The following is a 15,349-nucleotide window of genomic DNA, read 5'->3' as shown; positions in this document are numbered from 1 at the left end:
TCGATCGCTGAGGAGTTCTTGTTGTGACCAAGCCTACTAAATACCGTGACGTAGAAATCCGCGCCGCCCACGGTAACAAGCTCACCGCCAAAAGCTGGCTGACTGAAGCGCCGCTGCGCATGCTGATGAACAACCTCGACCCGCAAGTGGCCGAGAACCCGAAAGAACTGGTGGTGTACGGTGGCATCGGCCGTGCGGCGCGCAACTGGGAGTGCTACGACCAGATCGTCGAAAGCCTCACCAACCTGAACGACGACGAAACCCTGCTGGTGCAATCCGGCAAGCCGGTCGGCGTGTTCAAGACCCACAGCAACGCCCCGCGCGTACTGATCGCCAACTCCAACCTGGTGCCGCACTGGGCCAGCTGGGAACACTTCAACGAACTGGATGCCAAGGGCCTGGCCATGTACGGCCAGATGACCGCCGGCAGCTGGATCTACATCGGCAGCCAGGGCATCGTCCAGGGCACCTACGAAACCTTCGTCGAGGCCGGGCGCCAGCATTACAACAGCGACCTGACCGGCCGCTGGGTGCTCACCGCCGGCCTCGGTGGCATGGGCGGCGCACAACCGCTGGCGGCTACCCTGGCCGGCGCGTGCTCGCTGAACATCGAGTGCCAGCAGGTCAGCATCGATTTCCGCCTGGCCAGCCGCTACGTCGACGAACAAGCCACCGACCTCGATGACGCCCTGGCGCGCATTGCCAAATACACCAAGCAAGGCAAGGCGATCTCCATCGCGCTGCTGGGCAATGCCGCCGAAATCCTGCCGGAACTGGTCAAGCGCGGCGTACGCCCGGACATGGTCACCGACCAGACCAGCGCCCACGACCCACTCAACGGCTACCTGCCCGCCGGCTGGACCTGGGACGAATACCGCGCCCGCGCCAAGACCGAACCGGCCGCCGTGATCAAGGCCGCCAAACAGTCGATGGCCGTGCACGTCAAAGCCATGCTGGACTTCCAGAAACAAGGCATCCCGACCTTCGACTACGGCAACAACATCCGTCAGATGGCCCAGGAAGAAGGCGTGGAAAATGCCTTCGACTTCCCTGGCTTCGTCCCGGCCTACATCCGCCCACTGTTCTGCCGTGGCATCGGCCCGTTCCGCTGGGCGGCCCTGTCCGGCGACCCGCAGGACATCTACAAGACCGACGCCAAAGTCAAAGAGCTGATCCCCGACGACGCCCACCTGCACAACTGGCTGGACATGGCCCGCGAGCGCATCAGCTTCCAGGGTCTGCCGGCGCGCATCTGTTGGGTTGGCCTGGGCCAGCGCGCCAAGCTCGGCCTGGCGTTCAACGAAATGGTACGCAGCGGCGAGCTGTCGGCGCCGGTGGTGATCGGCCGTGACCACCTCGACTCCGGCTCGGTGTCCAGCCCGAACCGTGAAACCGAAGCCATGCAGGACGGTTCCGACGCTGTGTCCGACTGGCCACTGCTCAACGCCTTGCTCAATACCGCCAGCGGCGCGACCTGGGTTTCGCTGCACCACGGCGGCGGTGTGGGCATGGGCTTCTCTCAGCACTCCGGCATGGTGATCGTCTGCGACGGCACCGACGAAGCGGCCGAGCGGATTGCCCGCGTGCTGCACAACGACCCGGCGACCGGAGTGATGCGTCACGCCGATGCGGGTTACCAGATCGCGATCGACTGCGCCAAAGAGCAGGGCCTCAATCTCCCGATGATCAAGTAACCCAATGTGGGAGCTGTGCTTTTGTGTGGGAGCTGGCTTGCCTGCGATGGCATCACCTCGGTTTGACCGACAGACCGAGTCGCCTGTATCGCAGGCAAGCCAGCTCCCACAGAAGAGCAATCGAGACACTGAACAATCCACCAGAGGTTGAACCGACATGGCTGCAAATGACACCACCCCGTTGATCGAGAAACGTTCGATCGACTACATCCCGGAAGCGGAAAGACACGGTCGTCTGTTCAGCCAATTCACCCTGTGGATGGGGGCCAACCTGCAGATCACCGCGATTGTCACCGGGGCCCTGGCCGTGGTGCTGGGCGGTGATGTGTTCTGGTCGTTGATCGGTCTGTTGATCGGCCAACTGATCGGCGGTGGCGTGATGGCGTTGCATGCGGCGCAAGGGCCCAAGTTGGGCCTGCCGCAGATGATCTCCAGCCGGGTGCAGTTCGGGGTGTACGGCGCGGCGATTCCGATTGTGCTGGTGTGCCTGATGTACCTCGGGTTCACCGCCACCGGCACCGTGCTGTCCGGCCAGGCGCTGGGCCAGTTGTTTGGCGTCAGCGACAGCGTCGGCATCCTGATCTTCGCCAGTGTCATCGTGCTGGTCACGGTGCTCGGTTACCGGGTGATTCACTTCATCGGCCGCGTCGCCAGCGTCATTGGGGTGATCGCCTTTGTTTATCTGTTCAGCCGCCTGATGGGCCAGACGGACGTGGGTGCACTCCTGCAAATCCGTCACTTCAGCTGGAGCAGCTTTTTGCTCGCGGTGTCGCTCGCGGCGTCCTGGCAAATCGCCTTCGGCCCTTACGTGGCGGACTACTCGCGTTACCTGCCAAGCCGCACGTCGTCGGTGAAAACCTTCCTCGCCGCTGGCGCCGGTTCGGTGATCGGCGCCCAGGTGGCGATGATCCTCGGCGTGTTTGCCGCCGCCATGTCCAACGGCCAGTTCGCCGGGCATGAAGTGGCCTACATCGTCGGCTTGAGCGGCACGGGTGCCACGGCTGCGCTGCTGTACTTCAGCATCGCGTTCGGCAAGGTGACCATCTCCACGCTGAACTCCTACGGCAGCTTCATGTGCATCGCGACCATCATCAGCGGCTTTCGTGGTCGCCTGGAGGTCACGCGCCTGCAGCGCCTGGTGTTTGTGCTGGCCATCGTGGGTACGGCGACCCTGATCGCACTGCTCGGGCAGCACTCGTTCCTCGGCGCGTTCAAGTCGTTCATCTTGTTCCTGCTGGCGTTCTTCACGCCCTGGAGCGCGATCAACCTGGTGGACTACTACTGCATCACCCGCGAGCGCTATGACGTGCCGGCGCTGGCCGATCCCAATGGCCGCTACGGTCGCTGGAACCTGCTGGGCATCAGCGTCTATGTGTTCGGTGTGCTGGTGCAGTTGCCGTTCATCTCCACCAAGTTCTACACCGGCCCCCTGGTGGCCGCCCTGGGCGACGTGGATATTTCCTGGATCATCGGCCTGGTACTGCCCGCCGCCCTGTATTACGTGTGTGCGAAAAAATGGCACGGCAGCGTGCCCGATCAATTGATCCTGCCGGTAGAGCAGGGCGCTGCACCAACGACGACAAACGGGCTGGTTGCACAAGCCTGATGGGACGTGGACATGGCTGGATGCCTACTGACTGCCGTAATCCATTTCAAGATTGGGAGCGTCACAACAATGAAAATGCATAAGACCCTGTTGGCCACCTTGTTCTCTGCTGGCGTGCTGGCATCAGCCGGTGCCCAGGCAGCCGGTTGGTGCGAGTCTGGCAAGCCGGTGAAGTTCGCCGGGCTGAACTGGGAAAGCGGCATGTTGCTAACCGACATCCTGCAAACCGTGCTGGAAAAAGGCTACGACTGCAAAACCGACAGCCTGCCAGGCAACTCCATCACCATGGAAAACGCCCTGAGCAGCAACGACATCCAAGTGTTTGCCGAAGAATGGGTGGGCCGCAGCGAAGTCTGGAACAAGGCCGAGAAGGCCGGCAAAGTCGTCGGCGTCGGCGCCCCGGTGGTGGGGGCTATCGAAGGCTGGTACGTGCCGCGCTACGTGATTGAAGGCGACGCCAAGCGCAAGCTGGAAGCCAAGGCCCCGGGCCTGAAAAACATCGCCGACCTGGCCAAGTACGCCGCCGTGTTCAAGGACCAGGAAGAACCGTCCAAAGGCCGTTTCTACAACTGCCCGGCCGGTTGGACCTGTGAGCTGGACAACAGCGAAATGCTCAAGAGCTACGGCCTGGAAAGCACCTACACCAACTTCCGCCCAGGTACCGGCCCGGCGCTGGATGCGGCGGTGTTGTCGAGCTACAAGCGTGGCGAGCCGATCCTGTTCTACTACTGGTCGCCAACGCCGCTGATGGGCCAGGTCGATCTGGTCAAGCTGGAAGAAAAACCCGGCGTGGATAAAAGCGTGAGCATCAAGGTCGGCCTGTCCAAGACTTTCCACGAGCAGGCCCCGGAACTGGTGGCCGTGCTGGAAAAGGTCAACCTGCCAATCGACCTGCTGAACCAGAACCTGGGGCGCATGGCCAAGGAGCGAATTGAGTCGCCGAAACTGGCGAAGATCTTCCTCAAGGAACATCCTGAAGTCTGGCACGCCTGGGTGAGTGAAGACGCAGCCAAGAAAATCGACGCGGCCTTGTAGGTCAAGCGTGCCCGGCTACCCTCAGAGGTCAGCCGGGCGCCTGGCTACAACCCATTGGATCGAGAGCACGCTATGTTTCCTGAGAGTTTTACGTTTTCCATCGCCGACTGGGTCAACGGTTGGGTGGACTCACTGGTCACCAACTACGGCGATGTGTTCCGGCACATCTCCGACACCCTGTTGTGGGCCATCGTCAACCTGGAAGGGCTGCTGCGCGCAGCGCCCTGGTGGCTGATGCTGGCCATCGTCGGCGCTGTCGCCTGGCATGCCACGCGCAAGGTCGTGACCACGGCGGTGATCGTCGGTTTGCTGTTTCTGGTGGGGGCGGTCGGCCTGTGGGACAAGCTGATGCAGACCCTCGCGCTGATGATGGTCGCCACGGTGATCTCGGTGCTGATCGGCATTCCGCTGGGCATCCTCTCGGCACGCAGCAATCGCCTGCGTTCGGTGCTGATGCCACTGCTGGACATCATGCAGACCATGCCCAGCTTCGTGTACTTGATCCCGGTTCTGATGCTGTTCGGCCTGGGCAAGGTCCCGGCGATTTTCGCCACGGTGATCTACGCGGCGCCACCGCTGATCCGCCTGACCGATCTGGGCATCCGCCAGGTCGACGGCGAAGTCATGGAAGCCATCAACGCTTTTGGTGCCAACCGCTGGCAGCAATTGTTCGGCGTGCAACTGCCGCTGGCGCTGCCAAGCATCATGGCCGGGATCAACCAGACCACCATGATGGCCCTGTCGATGGTGGTGATCGCCTCGATGATCGGTGCCCGTGGCTTGGGTGAAGACGTGCTCGTCGGCATCCAGACCCTCAACGTCGGTCGTGGCCTTGAAGCCGGCCTGGCGATCGTGATTCTCGCAGTGGTCATCGACCGCATTACCCAGGCCTATGGTCGTCCACGGCATGAGGCGAGCAAATGACTACTGTCAGCAAAATCGAAGTTAAAAACGTCTTCAAGATCTTCGGCGCCCGTGACAAGGAAGCGCTGTCGTTGATCAGCCAGGGCAAGACCAAGGACCAGGTGCTGGCCGAAACCGGCTGCGTGGTCGGCGTGAACGACTTGTCCCTGAGCATCGGCACCGGCGAGATCTTCGTGATCATGGGCCTGTCGGGCTCCGGCAAGTCCACCCTGGTGCGCCACTTCAACCGCCTGATCGACCCCACCAGCGGCGCGATCCTGGTGGACGGCGAAGACATCCTGCAACTGGACATGGACGCCCTGCGTCAATTCCGTCGCCACAAGATCAGCATGGTGTTCCAGAGCTTCGGCCTGCTGCCCCACAAGAGCGTGCTCGACAACGTTGCCTACGGCCTGAAAGTGCGTGGCGAAAGCAAGCAGGTCTGCGTTGATCGTGCCCTGCACTGGATCGAGACCGTGGGCCTGAAGGGCTACGAAAACAAATACCCGCACCAGCTCTCCGGCGGCATGCGCCAGCGCGTCGGCCTGGCCCGCGCGTTGGCGGCCGACACCGACATCATCCTGATGGACGAAGCGTTCAGCGCCCTCGACCCGCTGATCCGCGCCGAGATGCAGGATCAGTTGCTGGAGCTGCAAAAGACCCTGCACAAAACCATCGTGTTTATCACCCACGACCTCGACGAGGCTGTGCGCATCGGCAACCGCATTGCGATCCTCAAGGACGGCAGGCTGATCCAGGTCGGCACGCCGCGGGAGATCCTGCATTCGCCGGCGGATGAGTATGTGGACCGGTTTGTTCAGCGGCGGGCGGCGGTGGTCTGAGCCAAAAGGTGTGGTGCGCCTGCTGGCCCTTTCGCGAGCAAGCCCGCTCCCACATTTGGAATGCATTCCCCCTGTGGGAGCGGGCTTGCCCGCGAAGAGGCCGGTAAAGCTGCACAAGAATTGAAGAAGGTATGAAGATGTCCCAGCCAACAAAAATCATCATCGCCAACACCCCATTACGCTGGCAGGACGTGGTCGCCGTCGCCCGCCACGGCGCCGTCCTCGAACTCTCCGGCCAGGCCTGGGCACGCATCGACAACGCCCAAGCCATCGTGCAGCGCATCGTCACCAGCGGCGAGCGTGCCTACGGGGTCAACACCGGCCTGGGCGCGTTGTGCAATGTCTCGCTCGCCGGCGAGCAACTCAGCCAGCTGTCGCGCAACACCCTGCTCAGCCATGCCTGCGGCGTCGGCCCGGTGCTCAGCGACGAGCAGACCCGCGCGATCATCTGCGCCGCCATCATCAATTACAGCCAGGGCAAATCCGGCCTGCACCCGCAGGTGGTGCACGCGTTGCTGGCACTGCTCAACCACGGCATCACGCCGCAAGTGCCGTCCCAGGGTTCGGTGGGTTACCTGACCCACATGGCCCATGTCGGCGTGGCGCTGCTGGGGGTCGGCACGGTGAGCTATCGCGGGCAGCTCGTCCCGGCGCAACAGGCTCTGAGCGCCGAAGGCTTGCAGCCGGTGGTGCTGGGCGCCAAGGACGGCCTGTGCCTGGTCAACGGCACGCCGTGCATGACCGGCCTGAGCTGCCTGGCCCTGGCTGATGCGCACCATTTGCTGCAATGGGCCGACGTCATCGGCGCCATGAGTTTCGAGGCTCTGCGCGGCCAGATCGACGCGTTCGATGAGCACATCATCGCCCTCAAGCCGCACCCCGGCATGCAGCACGTCGGCAGCAATTTGCGTGCGTTGCTCGACGGCAGTGAAGTGATCGCCAGCAGCAAAGGCCTGCGCACCCAGGACGCGTTGAGCCTGCGCTCGATCCCGCAGATCCACGGCGCCGCCCGCGATCAAGTCGAGCACGCCACGCGCCAGATCGAAACCGAACTCAACAGTGCCACCGACAACCCGCTGCTGCTCGGCACGCCGGAGAATTACCGCGTCGTATCCCAGGCCAACCCCCACGGTCAGTCGGTCGCGCTGGCGGCGGATATGCTCGCCATCGCCATGGCCGAGATCGGCTCGGTGGCCGAGCGTCGCCTGGACCGGCTGATCAACCCCCATGTCAGCGGCTTGCCGGCGTTCCTCGTCAGCAACCCCGGGGTCAATTCCGGGATGATGATCGTGCAGTACGTCGCCGCGTCCCTGTGCGGGCAGAACCGCCAGCTGGCGCAACCGGCGGTGCTCGACAATTTCGTCACCTCGGGCCTGCAGGAAGACCACTTGAGCATGGGCACCAACGCCGCACTCAAGCTGCACCAGGTGCTGGCCAACGTCACCCAGATCCTCGCCATCGAGTACCTGCTGGCGGCCCAGGCGTTTGAATTCCTCAAGGACCGGCGCTTCGGCGCCGGCACCGACCGTGCCTGGCGCTTGCTGCGTGAAGTCGTCCCGGCCTATGAGCAGGATCGCTGGCTGGCGCCGGATATTGCCGCTGCCGCCCAGTTGCTCAAAGACACCGCATTACCCGATTTGCACTAAAAACAATTCAAAGGAGTAGGAATGTGACTGCGCTAAACCTGATCCCCGGCCAACTGAGCCTTGCCCAACTGCGGGCCATCTACCAGCAGCCGGTGACCCTCAGCCTGGATAACAGCGCCTCGGCGCAGATCGAAGCCAGCGTGGCGTGTGTCGAGCAGATCCTCGCCGAGAACCGCACCGCCTACGGTATCAACACCGGTTTCGGCCTGCTGGCCTCGACCCGTATCGCCAGTGAAGACCTGGAAAACCTCCAGCGGTCCCTGGTGCTGTCCCATGCCGCCGGTGTGGGCGAGCCGATCAGCGATGCGCTGGTGCGGCTGGTCATGGTGCTCAAGGTCAACAGCCTCAGCCGGGGCTTCTCCGGGATTCGTCGCCAGGTGATCGACGCGTTGATCGCGCTGATCAACGCCGAGGTGTATCCGCACATTCCGTTGAAAGGCTCGGTGGGGGCTTCCGGCGACCTGGCGCCGTTGGCGCACATGTCCCTGGTGCTGCTGGGCGAAGGCAAGGCGCGCTACAAGGGCGAATGGCTGCAAGCCAGCGACGCGCTCAAAGTCGCCGGCCTGACCCCGTTGACCCTCGCCGCCAAAGAAGGCCTGGCGCTGCTCAACGGCACCCAGGTGTCTACCGCGTACGCCCTGCGCGGCCTGTTCGAAGGCGAAGACCTGTTTGCCGGCGCACTCGCCTGCGGCGGCCTTACCGTGGAAGCGGTGCTGGGTTCGCGCTCGCCGTTCGACCCACGTATCCACGCGGCGCGTGGTCAACGGGGGCAGATCGATGCGGCCGCGGCCTATCGCGACCTGCTGGGCGAAAGCAGCCAGGTGTCGCAGTCGCACCAGAACTGCGACAAGGTCCAGGACCCATACTCCCTGCGCTGCCAGCCGCAAGTCATGGGCGCCTGCCTGACCCAGTTGCGCCAGGCAGCCGAAGTGCTCGTGGTGGAAGCCAATGCCGTGTCGGATAACCCGCTGGTGTTCGCCGCCGAAGGCGACGTGATTTCCGGCGGTAACTTCCACGCCGAGCCGGTGGCCATGGCCGCCGATAACATGGCGCTGGCCATCGCTGAAATCGGCTCCCTCAGTGAGCGCCGCATCTCGTTGATGATGGACAAGCACATGTCCCAGCTGCCGCCGTTCCTGGTCGGCAATGGCGGGGTCAACTCCGGTTTCATGATCGCCCAGGTGACTGCCGCCGCACTCGCCAGCGAGAACAAGGCACTGGCCCATCCCCACAGCGTCGACAGCCTGCCGACCTCCGCCAACCAGGAAGACCACGTATCCATGGCCCCGGCTGCCGGCAAGCGTCTGTGGGAAATGGCCGAGAACACCCGGGGCATCCTGGCCGTGGAGTGGTTGGCCGCATGCCAGGGCCTGGACCTGCGCGAAGGCCTGAAAACCTCGCCGAAGCTGGAACAGGCGCGTGGCATCCTGCGCAGCAAAGTGGCGTTCTACGATAAGGACCGCTTTTTCGCGCCGGACATCATCGCCGCCAGCGAACTGCTCGCCAGCCGCTGCCTCAACGAGCTGCTGCCGGCCCAGTTGCTGCCGAGCCTGTAATGTGTGGGAGCTGTCGAGCCCCAGCGAGGCTGCGAACACGGCAGCACTGGCGATGGCAAGGTTGAGCCTGAACCACCGCTGTCGCAGGCAAGCCAGCTCCCACAGGGATGAGTTTCACCGACCACTGACGGAGGCGTTGATGAAAACGCTATGGCAACACTGCCACATTGCGACCCTGGCCCACGGCAAATACTCGATCATCGAGGATGGGGCTCTGGTTACGGCAGGATCGCTGATTGAATGGATCGGCCCACGCAGCGACGTGCCCGCAGCGGACTACAGCGCTATCCATGACCTGCAAGGCGCCTGGGTGACCCCCGGGTTGATCGACTGCCATACCCACACGGTGTTCGGCGGCAATCGCAGCGGCGAATTCGAGCAGCGCCTTGAAGGCGTGAGTTACGCCGAGATCGCCGCCAAGGGTGGCGGTATTGCCAGCACCGTGCGCGCCACCCGTGCCGCCAGCGAAGATGAGCTGTTCGACAGCAGCCACAAACGCCTGCGCAGTTTGTTGCGCGATGGTGTGACCACGGTGGAGATCAAGTCCGGCTACGGCCTGGACCTGGCCAATGAACGCAAGATGCTGCGGGTGGCCCGTCGCCTCGGCGAGGCACTGCCGGTCAGCGTGCGTGCCACCTGCCTGGCGGCCCATGCGTTACCGCCGGAGTACAAGGACCGCGCCGACGACTACATCGAGCACATCTGCAGCGAAATGCTGCCGACCCTGGCGGCGGAAGGGCTGGTGGATGCGGTGGATGCGTTCTGCGAATACCTGGCGTTTTCCACCGAGCAGGTGGAGCGCGTGTTCAAAGTCGCGCAACAACTGGGCCTGCCGGTCAAGCTGCATGCCGAGCAGCTCTCGTCACTGCACGGTTCCAGCCTGGCGGCGCGTTACCAGGCGTTGTCGGCGGATCACCTGGAATTCATGACCGAAGCAGACGCCATCGCCATGGCCGCCGCCGGCACCGTCGCCGTGTTGCTGCCGGGCGCGTTCTACTTCCTGCGGGAGACCCAATTGCCGCCGATGGATGCCCTGCGCAAACACGGTGTGAAGATCGCCATCGCCAGCGACCTCAACCCCGGCACCTCGCCAGCGTTGTCGGTGCGCCTGATGCTGAACATGGCCTGCACCCTGTTCCGCATGACCCCCGAAGAAGCCCTGGCCGGCGTCACCCAGCACGCGGCCACCGCCCTGGGCATGGGCGATACCCACGGTTCGTTGGAAGTAGGCAAGGTCGCCGACTTTGTCGCCTGGCAGATCGATCGCCCGGCCGACCTGGCTTACTGGCTGGGCGGCGAGCTGGATAAACGCGTCGTGCGCCATGGCGTCGACGTCACCGTGTAAGGAGCAATGCTGTGGATAAGGTTCTGAACTTCAAACGAGGCCGCGTGCCGCTGCTGATCAGCATGCCCCACGCCGGCCTGCGCCTGACGCCTACGGTGGCGGCCGGGCTGATCCCCGAGGCGCAAAGCCTGCCGGACACTGACTGGCATATCCCGACGCTGTATGACTTTGCCGAGGACCTTGGCGCCAGCACCCTGGCTGCCGAATATTCGCGCTTTGTGATCGACCTGAACCGCCCGTCCGACGACAAGCCGCTGTACGTCGGTGCCACCACCGGGCTGTACCCGGCGACGCTGTTCGACGGCGTGCCGCTGTTCCGTGAAGGCCTGGAACCGAGCAAGGCCGAGCGCGCCACCTATCTCGAGCAGATCTGGGGCCCGTACCACCAGACCCTGCAAGACGAACTGGCGCGGCTCAAGGCCGAGTTCGGCTACGCCTTGCTCTTCGATGCCCACTCGATCCGCTCGGTGATCCCGCACCTGTTCGATGGCAAGTTGCCGGACTTCAACCTCGGCACCTTCAACGGCGCCGCTTGCGACCCCGCGCTGGCCAGCCAGCTGGAAGCCATCTGCGCCGAGCATCCGCAATACACCCACGTGCTGAACGGGCGCTTCAAGGGCGGGCACATCACCCGTCACTACGGCAACCCGGCGCAGGACATTCATGCGGTGCAGCTGGAGTTGGGGCAGTGCACGTACATGGAAGAGGTCGAGCCGTTTCGGTATCGGGCGGATCTGGCTGAGCCGACGCGGGTGGTGCTCAAGCAGTTGCTGGAAGGGTTCTTGGCCTGGGGGCAACAGCGTTACGGCTGAAATCGCTATCGCAGGCAAGCCAGCTCCCACAGTTGACCGAGTTCCACCTTTGGAATGCAGTCAAAGGTGGGCGCTGGCTTGCCTGCGATGACGGCCTTACAGTCGCCCCAGTGCAACTGCCCGTCGCCCCAGTTCGTGTTCACCCAGGCCTCACTGGTTAAGGTTGTGCAATAACAACAGCCGAGTGAGACCACCCCCATGCAAAAAACCTTGTTGACCTTGATCGGCGCCGCACTGCTCAGTGCGCAAGCCATGGCCGCCGAGCCGGCCTCCTGCAAGACCATCCGCATGGGCGTCGTCAGCTGGACCGACGTGGTGGCCACCTCCGGCATGGCCGATGTGCTGCTCAACGGCCTGGGCTACGACAGCAAGCAGACCAGCGCCGTACAGCAGATCATCTTTGCCGGCATCCGCGACAAGCGCCTGGATGTTTTCCTCGGCTACTGGAAACCGGCGATGGACAACAATATCGCACCGTTCCTCGCGGCCAAGCAGGTCAAGGTCTTCGACACCCCCAGCCTGGCCGACGCCCAGGCCACCCTGGCGGTACCGCAGTACGTGGCGGACGCCGGGCTGAAGACCTTCGCCGACATCTCCCGCTTCAAGGACAAGCTGGGCGGCAAGATCTACGGCATCGAGCCCGGCAGCGGCGCCAACACCGACATCCAGAAAATGATCGACACCGACCGCTTTGGCCTTGGCGGCTTCAAGCTGGTCGCTTCCGGCGAGGCGGGCATGCTGGCGGCGGTGCAGCGCGCGGTGAATCGCAAGGAATTCGTGGTCTTTGTCGGTTGGACCCCGCACCCGATGAACATCAACCTGCAGATGGCCTACCTCACCGGCAGTGAAGACGTATTCGGCCCCGACGAAGGCCGCGCCACGGTGTCCACCGTCACCGCGCCGGACTTCGCCGAGCGCTGCCCGAATGCCAATCGCCTGTTGCAGAACCTCACCTTCACCGCCGCCCAGGAAAGCCAGTTGATGGTGCCGATCATGGAGCGCCAATCGCCGCAGGATGTGGCCAGGCAGTGGCTGCGCGATCATCCCGAGGATTTGCAGCGTTGGTTGGCCGGGGTCACGGCGTTTGATGGCCAGGATGGCGTGGCAGCCGTACAGGCCAGCCTCAAGCCCTGAGGCCCCCGCTGTGGGGGCTGGCTTGCCTGCGCCCACATTTGCTCTCAAGTGCCAGGGAGACTGATGCATGGCCGAATACCCGATTTCTTCGCAAATGCTCGCCTTTGTGGATAAGACCGAATCTTTCACCAGCAGCGACACCTCCCTGGCCGGCCTGCGCCAGAACTACAACCGCATGTGCCAGGCGTTCACCCCATCACCGCCCCAGGGGCTGACGGTTGCGGACTCCAATCTGGGTGGCGTCGGCATCCGCAGCTACCTGCCCACCCCAGCCACCCCATCCGACGGCTGGCCGTGCCTTCTTTATATGCACGGCGGCGGCTGGGTCGTCGGCGGCTTGGATTCCCACGACTTCATCTGCTTCGAATTGGCCAGTGCGCTCCAGGTGCTGGTGATCGCCATCGACTACCGCTTGGCCCCTGAGCACCCGTTCCCGGCGGCGTACGACGATTGCCGCAGCGTGTGGCAGGCGCTCCAGGCGGGGCAGGGGCCGTATGCCATCAACCGTCAGCGTCTGGTGGTGGCGGGGGACAGTGCCGGTGGCAATCTGGCGGCGGCGTTATGCCTGGGGTTGCGCGACGACGGGCAGCCGTTGCCATTGGCGCAAGTGCTGATTTACCCAGGCTTGGGCGGGGCGGCGGATTTGCCGTCCCGGCGTGATTGCGCGGATGCGCCGTTGCTGAGTACGGCTGATACCGACGCCTACTTGGCCTTGTATCTGTCAGACGGCGCACAATCCTCACCCTATGCCATGCCGTTGCGTACCGAAACATTCAGGGGTTTACCCAAGGCCTTCATCGCCGTAGCCCAATTCGACCCGTTGCGCGACGACGGCAGGCTGTACGCCGAACGCTTGCAGGCCGCAGGCGTCAACACGCTCCTGTATCCCGGCAAAGGCCTGGTGCACGGTTGCCTGCGGGCGCGTGGGCAGGTAGCGGAGGTGGATCAACTCTACACTCACCTGCTGCATTACCTCAGGAGCGAAGGGCTGACACAGGTCTAAGCGCGCAAGGACATGCTCATTGCACAATTCGGGTTTATAGTGCCAGACGGCAAAATAATAGACGTCCCCCCAGGGATGAACTCGACCCCTTACGGAGCGCGCAATGCAGACTTGGTTTCCGCAGATCAAACCCTACGCCCGGCACGATCTGGCCGTCGATGACACGCATACTCTGTACGTCGATGAAAGTGGCTCCCCCGAAGGTTTGCCCGTCGTCTTCATCCACGGCGGCCCCGGCGCGGGTTGCGATGCCAACAGCCGCTGCTATTTCGACCCGAACCTCTATCACATCGTCACCTTCGACCAGCGCGGCTGCGGGCGTTCCACGCCGCGCGCGAGCCTGGAAAACAACACCACCTGGGACCTGGTCGCCGACCTTGAGCGCATCCGCGAACACCTGGGCATCGACAAGTGGGTGCTGTTCGGCGGCTCCTGGGGGTCGACCCTGGCCCTGGCCTATGCGCAAACCCACCCCGAGCGCGTGCTTGGCCTGATCGTGCGCGGGATTTTCCTTGCCCGCCCGCAAGACATCCATTGGTTCTACCAGGAAGGCGCGAGCCGCTTGTTCCCGGATTACTGGCAGGACTACATCGCGCCGATCCCGGCCGATGAGCGCCACGACATGATCGCGGCCTACCACAAGCGCCTCACCGGCAACGACCAGATCGCCCAGATGCATGCAGCCAAGGCCTGGTCCGGTTGGGAAGGGCGCATGCTTGGCCTGTGCCCGAGCCCACAGCATGTGGAGCGGTTTTCCGAGCCGCAGCGTGCGCTGTCCATTGCGCGGATCGAGTGCCACTACTTCACCAACAACTCCTTCCTGGAGCCCAACCAACTGATCCGCGACATGCACAAGATCGCGCACCTGCCTGGCGTAATCATCCACGGCCGCTACGATATGATCTGCCCGCTGGATAACGCCTGGGAGCTGCATCAGGCCTGGCCCAACAGCGAACTGCAGGTGATTCGCGAGGCGGGCCATGCGGCCTCCGAGCCTGGAATCACCGATGCGCTGGTGCGGGCGACTGGCGAGATGGCGCGCCGTTTGCTTGACTTGCCGCCTGAAGAAGCATGAAGGGCCTGTTGCAACGGGTGCGTGTCGCCCGGGTCGAGGTCGCAGGCGAGGTTGTCGGGGCCATCGACCAGGGTTTGCTGGTGCTGGTGGCCGTCGAGCCGGGCGATACGCCCGAGAGCGCCGACAAACTCCTGCACAAGCTGCTTAACTATCGGGTGTTCAGCGACGACGAGGGCAAGATGAACTTGTCCTTGAAGGACATCGACGGCGGTTTGCTGCTGGTGTCGCAGTTCACTCTCGCGGCGGATACCAAGAGCGGGCTGCGGCCGAGCTTCTCCACGGCGGCCCCTCCGGCGCTGGGAGCGGCGCTTTTCGAACATTTGCTGTTACAAGCGCAACAATTGCATGGCAAGGTGGGGTCCGGGCGTTTTGGCGCCGATATGCAGGTGCATTTGGTCAATGATGGCCCTGTGACCTTCCTGCTTCAGACATGAATGTATTAAAAACGACTTTTAATGCCTAAAAACGCAGGATTTCACTACAAATACTTGGTCGCCCCTGATGCGTTGTCTCGCAGGCTACTAGATAATCGCGCGCTACGGGGATCAGCGTTGTTTGGTCCATTTTTGACTTAGGTAGAGACTTGTCCGATCGCCAATGGGGAATCATTTTGACCCAGGGGAGTCGGAACAATGCTCGCCAACCTGGCATATAGATAGCTGGCCGTTGGTTTTTTGATCTGTTTTCGGCGAGGGTTG

General features: G+C 63.3%; 13 protein-coding genes. All 13 read left to right on the top strand.

Features of this window, described 5'->3' with window-relative positions; genetic code table 11:
* Nucleotides 1–23 precede the first annotated feature (23 nt).
* Entirely contained in the window at nucleotides 24–1,694 is a 1,671-nt protein-coding gene (gene hutU / locus IB241_RS10805) for a urocanate hydratase (RefSeq protein WP_192298386.1), read from the top strand.
* A gap of 157 nt (nucleotides 1,695–1,851) precedes the next feature.
* Nucleotides 1,852–3,300: a purine-cytosine permease family protein gene (locus IB241_RS10800; protein ID WP_192298385.1), complete on the top strand. Its 1,449-nt coding sequence runs from the start codon at nucleotides 1,852–1,854 to the stop codon at nucleotides 3,298–3,300.
* Nucleotides 3,301–3,369: 69 nt separating this feature from the next.
* Nucleotides 3,370–4,335: an ABC transporter substrate-binding protein gene (locus tag IB241_RS10795; protein WP_192298384.1), complete on the top strand. Its 966-nt coding sequence runs from the start codon at nucleotides 3,370–3,372 to the stop codon at nucleotides 4,333–4,335.
* Between the two features lie 72 nt (nucleotides 4,336–4,407).
* Complete coding sequence (locus tag IB241_RS10790; RefSeq protein ID WP_012721776.1) at nucleotides 4,408–5,259, top strand: ABC transporter permease; 852 nt, start codon at nucleotides 4,408–4,410, stop codon at nucleotides 5,257–5,259.
* A complete protein-coding gene (locus IB241_RS10785) occupies nucleotides 5,256–6,080 on the top strand; it encodes a quaternary amine ABC transporter ATP-binding protein (RefSeq protein WP_192298383.1) in 825 nt (274 codons plus the stop codon). The genes IB241_RS10790 and IB241_RS10785 overlap by 4 nt, the downstream gene beginning before the upstream one ends.
* Nucleotides 6,081–6,217: 137 nt before the next feature.
* Complete coding sequence (gene hutH / locus IB241_RS10780) at nucleotides 6,218–7,726, top strand: histidine ammonia-lyase (protein ID WP_192298382.1); 1,509 nt, start codon at nucleotides 6,218–6,220, stop codon at nucleotides 7,724–7,726.
* Nucleotides 7,727–7,749: 23 nt separating this feature from the next.
* The gene (hutH, locus tag IB241_RS10775) at nucleotides 7,750–9,282 is read left to right on the top strand and encodes a histidine ammonia-lyase (protein ID WP_192298381.1); all 1,533 of its coding nucleotides are present in this window, start codon (nucleotides 7,750–7,752) and stop codon (nucleotides 9,280–9,282) included.
* Nucleotides 9,283–9,421: 139 nt separating this feature from the next.
* Nucleotides 9,422–10,627 carry an imidazolonepropionase gene (gene hutI / locus IB241_RS10770; protein WP_192298380.1) on the top strand — a complete coding sequence of 402 codons (1,206 nt, stop codon included), beginning with the start codon at nucleotides 9,422–9,424 and terminating at the stop codon, nucleotides 10,625–10,627.
* An 11-nt stretch (nucleotides 10,628–10,638) separates the two neighbouring features.
* Complete coding sequence (hutG, locus tag IB241_RS10765) at nucleotides 10,639–11,439, top strand: N-formylglutamate deformylase (protein WP_192298379.1); 801 nt, start codon at nucleotides 10,639–10,641, stop codon at nucleotides 11,437–11,439.
* 198 nt (nucleotides 11,440–11,637) lie between these two features.
* On the top strand, nucleotides 11,638–12,573 hold the full coding sequence (locus tag IB241_RS10760; RefSeq protein WP_192298378.1) for a choline ABC transporter substrate-binding protein: 936 nt from the start codon (nucleotides 11,638–11,640) through the stop codon (nucleotides 12,571–12,573).
* Nucleotides 12,574–12,640: 67 nt separating this feature from the next.
* On the top strand, nucleotides 12,641–13,576 hold the full coding sequence (locus IB241_RS10755) for an alpha/beta hydrolase (protein ID WP_192298377.1): 936 nt from the start codon (nucleotides 12,641–12,643) through the stop codon (nucleotides 13,574–13,576).
* 103 nt (nucleotides 13,577–13,679) lie between these two features.
* Nucleotides 13,680–14,651, top strand: coding sequence for a prolyl aminopeptidase (gene pip / locus IB241_RS10750; RefSeq protein ID WP_192298376.1), 972 nt, complete (start codon nucleotides 13,680–13,682; stop codon nucleotides 14,649–14,651).
* Nucleotides 14,648–15,085, top strand: coding sequence for a D-aminoacyl-tRNA deacylase (gene dtd / locus IB241_RS10745; RefSeq protein ID WP_192298375.1), 438 nt, complete (start codon nucleotides 14,648–14,650; stop codon nucleotides 15,083–15,085). Before pip ends, dtd begins: the two co-directional genes overlap by 4 nt.
* The last annotated feature ends 264 nt before the right edge of the window (nucleotides 15,086–15,349 follow it).

The sequence above is a fragment of the Pseudomonas sp. PDM05 genome (genome assembly GCF_014851685.1).
Classification (GTDB): Bacteria; Pseudomonadota; Gammaproteobacteria; order Pseudomonadales; family Pseudomonadaceae; genus Aquipseudomonas.
Note: the sequence above shows the minus strand (reverse complement) of the source record. Positions and strands in the feature narration are given on the sequence as shown.

What these genes read in the sequence shown, in the direction of transcription:
- IB241_RS10800 (WP_192298385.1), top strand. Translation starts at nt 1,852, where the DNA reads ATGGCTGCAAATGACACCACCCCGTTGATCGAGAAACGTTCGATCGAC.
- IB241_RS10795 (WP_192298384.1), top strand. Translation starts at nt 3,370, where the DNA reads ATGAAAATGCATAAGACCCTGTTGGCCACCTTGTTCTCTGCTGGCGTG.
- IB241_RS10790 (WP_012721776.1), top strand. Translation starts at nt 4,408, where the DNA reads ATGTTTCCTGAGAGTTTTACGTTTTCCATCGCCGACTGGGTCAACGGT.
- IB241_RS10785 (WP_192298383.1), top strand. Translation starts at nt 5,256, where the DNA reads ATGACTACTGTCAGCAAAATCGAAGTTAAAAACGTCTTCAAGATCTTC.
- hutH (WP_192298382.1), top strand. Translation starts at nt 6,218, where the DNA reads ATGTCCCAGCCAACAAAAATCATCATCGCCAACACCCCATTACGCTGG.
- hutI (WP_192298380.1), top strand. Translation starts at nt 9,422, where the DNA reads ATGAAAACGCTATGGCAACACTGCCACATTGCGACCCTGGCCCACGGC.
- IB241_RS10760 (WP_192298378.1), top strand. Translation starts at nt 11,638, where the DNA reads ATGCAAAAAACCTTGTTGACCTTGATCGGCGCCGCACTGCTCAGTGCG.
- IB241_RS10755 (WP_192298377.1), top strand. Translation starts at nt 12,641, where the DNA reads ATGGCCGAATACCCGATTTCTTCGCAAATGCTCGCCTTTGTGGATAAG.
- pip (WP_192298376.1), top strand. Translation starts at nt 13,680, where the DNA reads ATGCAGACTTGGTTTCCGCAGATCAAACCCTACGCCCGGCACGATCTG.
- dtd (WP_192298375.1), top strand. Translation starts at nt 14,648, where the DNA reads ATGAAGGGCCTGTTGCAACGGGTGCGTGTCGCCCGGGTCGAGGTCGCA.